The organism is Streptomyces sp. NPDC007095 (assembly GCF_040634475.1).
Lineage (GTDB): Bacteria > Actinomycetota > Actinomycetes > Streptomycetales > Streptomycetaceae > Streptomyces.
This window is the reverse complement of sequence record NZ_JBEYFS010000159.1, coordinates 23,726-29,822: the sequence shown is the minus strand read 5'-3', so window position 1 is coordinate 29,822 and position 6,097 is coordinate 23,726. Positions and strand designations below refer to the sequence as shown.

Below are 6,097 nucleotides of genomic sequence, written 5' to 3'. Positions count from 1 at the left end.
GCACCGACTGGCCCGCGGCGAGGACGGTGCCCGCCGCGGCCAGCAGCAGCGCGCCCCGCGCCGCCGGGTGTCCCACGGGCCCGGGCAGTACGGAAGGGGAAATGACGCGCCGCCAGTGCACGCATCCGGGGCAATCGCAATCGCTCACGGGATCGAATTCCTCGAACACCGGAGCGTCCATGAGATTCCCCTCACACCACAGGTCCATATCTCCGCACTTCTGCACACTCGCCAGTTTCGCAACTGTCGTCTCTTGTCGCATGTTGACGGTCCGAATGATGTACAGGGACCACTTTCGACCGGTCCGGGACACCTCACCGCTCACTTCACGGCACCCCTGTGGTCCGGAGCACCCTCCCCGGTCGGGTAGAGTTCTCAGGTCAGCAGGCGCCGCTAGCTCAGTTGGTTAGAGCAGCTGACTCTTAATCAGCGGGTCCGGGGTTCGAGTCCCTGGCGGCGCACCGACACCGAAGGGCTCCTCACCAGCGTGAGGGGCCCTTCGGCTTTACGGGCGGGGCGAGCCCCCGCGGGGACAACCACCGCAAAGAGGCACACAGGGGCACATACGGACCGGGCATATGCGCCCGGCGTATGGGACGGTGACCCCATCTTCGTACACGCGTCCCAATTAGCGCGTATGACCGGTTAACACCGCGTTTCGCATCTTGCGATCATGATGAACACCGTAGAACCCTGGGCTTCAAGGGACTGTCGATACCTGACAGTTGGGGGTATGGCCGGTTGCGACCATGGGGGGTTGGGGGCCCCGTTCATGAACCGATGCCGAGGGGGGCATCATGCAACCGGAAGGTCGCATTTCTATGTCTCCGTTGTGTGGAGGATGTGGTGATGCCGACCTGCCAGCATGCGTCCGTGACGGTCAAGGGGGACTCGAACGGGCGACAAGAACCGACGAACACGCACCTGGACGTGCGTGCGGGGGGAATGACTCATGACGTCGACGCCGACGGGCGCCCGGCAGAACTTCGACCCGTCTGAGACGACCCAGCTCCGGATGCCATCGCACCGGACCGGCAGCAACTTCCGCAGGATCAAGAAGACCCTGCCGAGATACGACTACGAGCACTACAGCCGGCTCGCGGGTCCCCTCACACAGCCCGATCCGAACAAGCCGTACAAGGTGCAGTACCGCTCGCTGCTGTCCCAGGAGCCGCACCGCATCCGAGCCGCCCTGATGCTGGGCGCCGCGCCGCTGCTGTCGCTGATCCTGCTGGGCTGGCTGCTCCAGCCGGAGCACTGGACCGAACGCGACTACCCGGCCTACGACTTCCTGCCGGTGCTCGACATCGTGATGCTGGTCTCGATCGGGCTGATCGAGTTCTTCCGCTGCATGAACGTGCTGTCGAACGCGCACGCCACCCTGGTCGCCCGCGACCCGATCCCGGTGGTCCCTGAGACCGGCACCAGAGTCGCCTTCCTCACCTCCTTCGTACCCGGCAAGGAACCCCTCGCCATGGTGACCAAGACCCTGGAGGCGGCCGTCAAGCTGCGCCACCGGGGTCTTCTGCACATCTGGCTCCTCGACGAGGGTGACGACCCGGAGGTGAAGGAGGTCTGCGAGCGCCTGGGCGTGCACCACTTCTCCCGCAAGGGCGTCGCGAAGTGGAACCAGGCCAAGGGCCCGCACCGCGCCAAGACCAAGCACGGCAACTACAACGCCTGGCTGGAGGCGCACGGCGACGAGTACGACTTCTTCGCCTCGGTCGACACCGACCACGTGCCGCTGCCCAACTACCTGGAGCGGATGCTCGGCTTCTTCCGCGACCCGGACGTCGGCTTCGTCATCGGCCCGCAGGTCTACGGCAACTACGACAACCCCATCACCAAGGCCGCCGAGTCGCAGCAGTTCCTCTTCCACGCGCTGATCCAGCGGGCCGGCAACCGCTACGGCGCGCCGATGTTCGTGGGCACCTCCAACGCCGTACGCATCAAGGCGCTCAAGCAGATCGGCGGTCTGTACGACTCGATCACCGAGGACATGGCGACCGGCTTCGAGATGCACCGCGCGAAGAACCCGGCGACGGGCAGGAAGTGGCGCTCGGTCTACACCCCGGACGTCCTCGCGGTCGGCGAGGGCCCGAACGCCTGGACGGACTTCTTCACCCAGCAGCTGCGCTGGTCCCGGGGCACCTACGAGACGATCCTCAAGCAGTACTGGAAGGGCTTCTTCTCGCTTCCGCCGAGCAAGCTCTTCAACTACACCATGATGATCATCTTCTACCCGATGTCCGCCCTCAACTGGATCCTCGCGGCCCTCAGCTGCGCACTCTTCCTGGGCCTGGGCGCATCCGGTGTGAACATCGACCCGACGGTCTGGCTGATGCTGTACGGCAACGCCTCCGCGCTGCAGATCGGCCTGTACGTGTGGAACCGCCGGCACAACGTCTCCCCGCACGAGCCCGAGGGGTCGGGCGGCGTGGCGGGCATGATCATGTCGGCGCTCTCCGCGCCGATCTACGCCCGCTCGCTGATGGACGCGGTGCTGCGCCGCAAGAGCAAGTTCGTGGTGACCCCCAAGGGGGATTCGGCCAGCCCCGACACACTGTTCGGGACCTTCCGGGTCCACCTGTTCTTCATCCTGGTCTTCGCCGGCTCGATCGTCGCCGGACTCCTGCTCGGGCACTCCCACCCCGCGATGATCACCTGGGCCTCCTTCGCCCTGCTGATCACCGCTTCGCCGATCCTCGCCTGGCAGTGGACGCTGCGCCAGGCGAAGAAGAAGCCGTCGGTGCCGCCCGCCTCACCCGAGGAGACGGTGCCGCTGCCCGCTCAGGCCTCGGCGCCCCAGCAGGAGCAACACGCGCCGCACGCACCGCACGCACCGCAGCACAAGCCCAGCTGGGCGGCGGCACAGGGCGGCGGCAGCGGCGGAGGCAATGACCAGACCATGCAGATTTCCCTTGGGGGACGTAAGAAATGAAAGACGGTGCCCGTCGCCGCCGTGCTCGACGTCTTGCGATAGGCGGGGCGGTGGTGCTCGCGCTGGCCGGGATGAACGGGCCGTGGGTGTACCGCTTCAGCACGGAGAAATATCACGAGTACACGATCAACAAGCCCGAGTACAAAGCCAAGAACGGGCACTGGGACATCATCCAGTTCCCCAAGGAGTACAGACAGAACACCATCCACGCGGCCCTGCTGCACACCGGCAAGATCCTGTTGATCGCGGGCTCGGGCAACAACCAGGACAACTTCGACGCGAAGAAGTTCGACACGCGGATCTGGGACCCGGTCAAGGGCACCATCAAGAAGATCCCGACGCCGGCCGACCTGTTCTGCACGGGCCACACCCAGCTCGCCAACGGCAATCTGCTGATCGCGGGCGGCACCAAGCGGTACGAGACCCTGAAGGGTGACGTCACCAAGGCGGGCGGCCTGATGGTCGTCCACAACGAGAACCCGGACAAGCCGATCACGCTGCCCGCCGGCACCAAGTTCACCGGCAAGGAGAACGGCAAGACGTTCGTCTCCAAGGACCCGGTCCTCGTCCCGCGCGCGACGAAGGTCTTCGACAAGGCGACCGGCAAGTTCCTGCGCAACGACCCGGGCCTCGGCCGTATCTACGTCGAGGCACAGCGCAGCGGCCAGAAGTACGAGACGGGCACCCAGGACAACTACCGCATCCAGGGCCTGACCGGCGCCGACGCCCGCAACACCTACGGCATCGCACAGAAGCTCGCCCTGGACAAGAAGGACTTCCAGGGCATCCGGGACGCGTACGAGTTCGATCCGGTCGCCGAGAAGTACATCAAGGTCGACCCGATGAACGAGGCCCGCTGGTACCCGACGCTCACCACCATGAGCGACGGAAAGATCCTCAGCCTCTCCGGTCTGGACGAGATCGGCCAGCTGGTCCCGGGCAAGAACGAGGTGTTCGACCCGAAGACCAAGAAGTGGACGTACACCAAGGGAATCCGCCAGTTCCCGACCTACCCCGCGATCTCCCTGATGCAGAACGGCGAGATGTTCTACTCGGGCTCGAACGCGGGCTACGGACCGGACAACGTGGGCCGCGACCCCGGCATCTGGGACGTGGCCAGCAACAAGTTCACCAAGCTGCCGGGCCTGAGCGACCCCAACATGATGGAGACGTCCGGCACGGTGCTGCTGCCGCCCGCGCAGGACGAGAAGTACATGGTGATCGGCGGCGGCGGGGTCGGCGAGTCCAAGCTGTCCAGCAAGAAGACCCGGCTGATCGACCTCAAGGACAAGAACCCGAGGTTCGTGGACGGCCCCGAGCTGGAGAAGGGCACCCGCTACCCGCAGTCCTCGATCCTGCCGGACGACACCGTGCTCGTCTCCGGCGGCTCCGAGGACTACCGGGGGCGCAGCGCCTCCAACATCCTCCAGGCGCGGATCTACAACACCAAGTCGAACACCTTCGACCGGGTCGCCGATCCGCTCGTGGGCCGCAACTACCACTCGGGCTCGATCCTGCTGCCCGACGGCCGGGTGATGTTCTTCGGCTCCAACTCGCTCTACGCGGACAAGGCCAACACCAAACCGGCCACGTTCGAGCAGCGCATCGAGATCTACACGCCGCCGTACCTCTACCGGGACTCGCGGCCCGATCTGACCGGCGGCCCGAAGACGATCGCGCGCGGCGGCTCGGCGACGTTCACCTCGCAGCACGCGTCGACCATCAGGACGGCCCGGCTGATCCGGCCGAGCGCGTCCACGCACGTCACCGACGTCGACCAGCGTTCCATCGCGCTGGACTTCAAGAAGACCAAGAACGGGGTCACGGTGACCGTGCCGGAGAACCGGAATCTCGTGGAGTCCGGTTGGTACATGCTGTTCGTGACGGACGACCAGGGGACCCCCAGCAAGGCGCAGTGGGTCAAGGTGCCGTAGCGCTCCGCCGGGTTGGGCCGGTTTGGGCTGCGGGTGAGTGGGGGCTGAGCGCGCCCACCCGGCGGAGCCGCGTGATGTGAGAGCCCCGCGCCCCTACGGGCGCGGGGAACTTGCCGTCAGTTTGAAGCTTTGGCCAGCTTCAGTGCGTACTCCGGCCACCAGTCACCTGCCTGCGGGCCCCCCTTGCACTCCCCGTCCGACTCACCCGGCCGCTTGACCCAGAGATACGCGTCGACGAGCGGATCGGCGGTCTTGGTCGTCGGGGTCTCGCCCAGCGCGCGCCCCGGCGGGTTGCACCAGTTCTCGTCCGCGTCGCCGACCGTGTAGGGGCCGTTTCCGTTGCGGCTGGTGTCGATGACGAAGTGCTTGCCGCCGACCTTCGCGGACAGTTGCTTGCCGTACGCGATGGAGTCCTGGGTCGAGTAGAAGTTGGAGACGTTGACGGAGAAGCCGTCGGCCTGGTCGATACCCGCCCGCTTCAGCGGCTGGAAGATCTGGTCGGGGTGGCCCCAGCCCGCGTTGCCCGCGTCGAGGTACACCTTCGTGTTCTTCAGGGCCTTGAGCTTGGTGACCGCGGTCTCGAGGAGGAAGTACCGCTCCTCCTGGAACTGCGCCGGAGTGCACTGGTTGACCAGGTGCAGAATGGCGTCCGGCTCCAGGATCACCGTGGCGGGCCGGTCCTGGATGCCGCGGGCGACCCCGTCGATCCAGGCCTTGTAGGCGTCGCCGTCCGCCGCGCCGCCCTGCGAGAACTGGCCGCAGTCGCGGTGCGGGATGTTGTAGAGGACCAGGATGGCCGCCCGGTCGGCCTGCTGCGCCGCCTCGGTGAAACCGCGCGCCTCCTGCTCGGGGTTCTCCGGCCCGATCCACTCGCCGGTCGGCTGTTCGGCTATCTTGCGGATCTGCTCGGCGTCGTCCTTCTTGCCCGCCTTGACGTACGCGGCGACCTGCTCGGCCGCGTTGCCCGCCGGGTTGACCCAGAACGGGTCGGAGTTCTTGGGCTGTTGTGTGACCTTGGAACCGGAACCGTCGCTCTTGTCGCCGCCGCCCCCGGAGGAACACCCCGCGAGCACCAGCAACGCCCCCACCACCGCAACGGACGCCCGAGCCCCGGCCCCCTTACTGCCGTACATGCAACTCCCCCTCGGGTGCACTGTCCTTGGGGTCAATCGTGACATAGGTGGCGCCTCGCCCACGAGATCGCCCATCCCTTGTCGGTGAG

Annotated in this window: 3 protein-coding genes and 1 tRNA gene; 3 read left to right on the top strand and 1 reads right to left on the bottom strand. The window is 66.4% G+C overall.

Annotation, left to right across the window (positions count from 1 at the left end; genetic code table 11):
* The first annotated feature begins 387 nt into the window (after nucleotides 1-387).
* From ABZ656_RS39570 to ABZ656_RS39560, 3 genes are all read left to right on the top strand, one after another.
* Nucleotides 388-461, top strand: a tRNA-Lys gene (locus tag ABZ656_RS39570).
* A 491-nt stretch (nucleotides 462-952) separates the two neighbouring features.
* Nucleotides 953-2,941 (top strand): glycosyltransferase family 2 protein, encoded by a 1,989-nt coding sequence (locus ABZ656_RS39565; protein WP_101404976.1) that lies wholly within the window; start codon nucleotides 953-955, stop codon nucleotides 2,939-2,941.
* A complete protein-coding gene (locus ABZ656_RS39560) occupies nucleotides 2,938-4,875 on the top strand; it encodes a kelch motif-containing protein (RefSeq protein WP_360274876.1) in 1,938 nt (645 codons plus the stop codon). The genes ABZ656_RS39565 and ABZ656_RS39560 overlap by 4 nt, the downstream gene beginning before the upstream one ends.
* Before the next feature lie 116 nt (nucleotides 4,876-4,991).
* Here ABZ656_RS39560 and ABZ656_RS39555 read toward each other — a convergent pair whose 3' ends face one another.
* Nucleotides 4,992-6,008 carry a glycoside hydrolase family 6 protein gene (locus tag ABZ656_RS39555; RefSeq protein WP_101404974.1) on the bottom strand — a complete coding sequence of 339 codons (1,017 nt, stop codon included), beginning with the start codon at nucleotides 6,006-6,008 and terminating at the stop codon, nucleotides 4,992-4,994.
* Nucleotides 6,009-6,097 lie beyond the last annotated feature (89 nt).

Coding starts and splice junctions, on each gene's coding strand:
- ABZ656_RS39565 (WP_101404976.1), top strand. CDS start 953: ATGACGTCGACGCCGACGGGCGCCCGGCAGAACTTCGACCCGTCTGAG.
- ABZ656_RS39560 (WP_360274876.1), top strand. CDS start 2,938: ATGAAAGACGGTGCCCGTCGCCGCCGTGCTCGACGTCTTGCGATAGGC.
- ABZ656_RS39555 (WP_101404974.1), bottom strand. CDS start 6,008: ATGTACGGCAGTAAGGGGGCCGGGGCTCGGGCGTCCGTTGCGGTGGTG.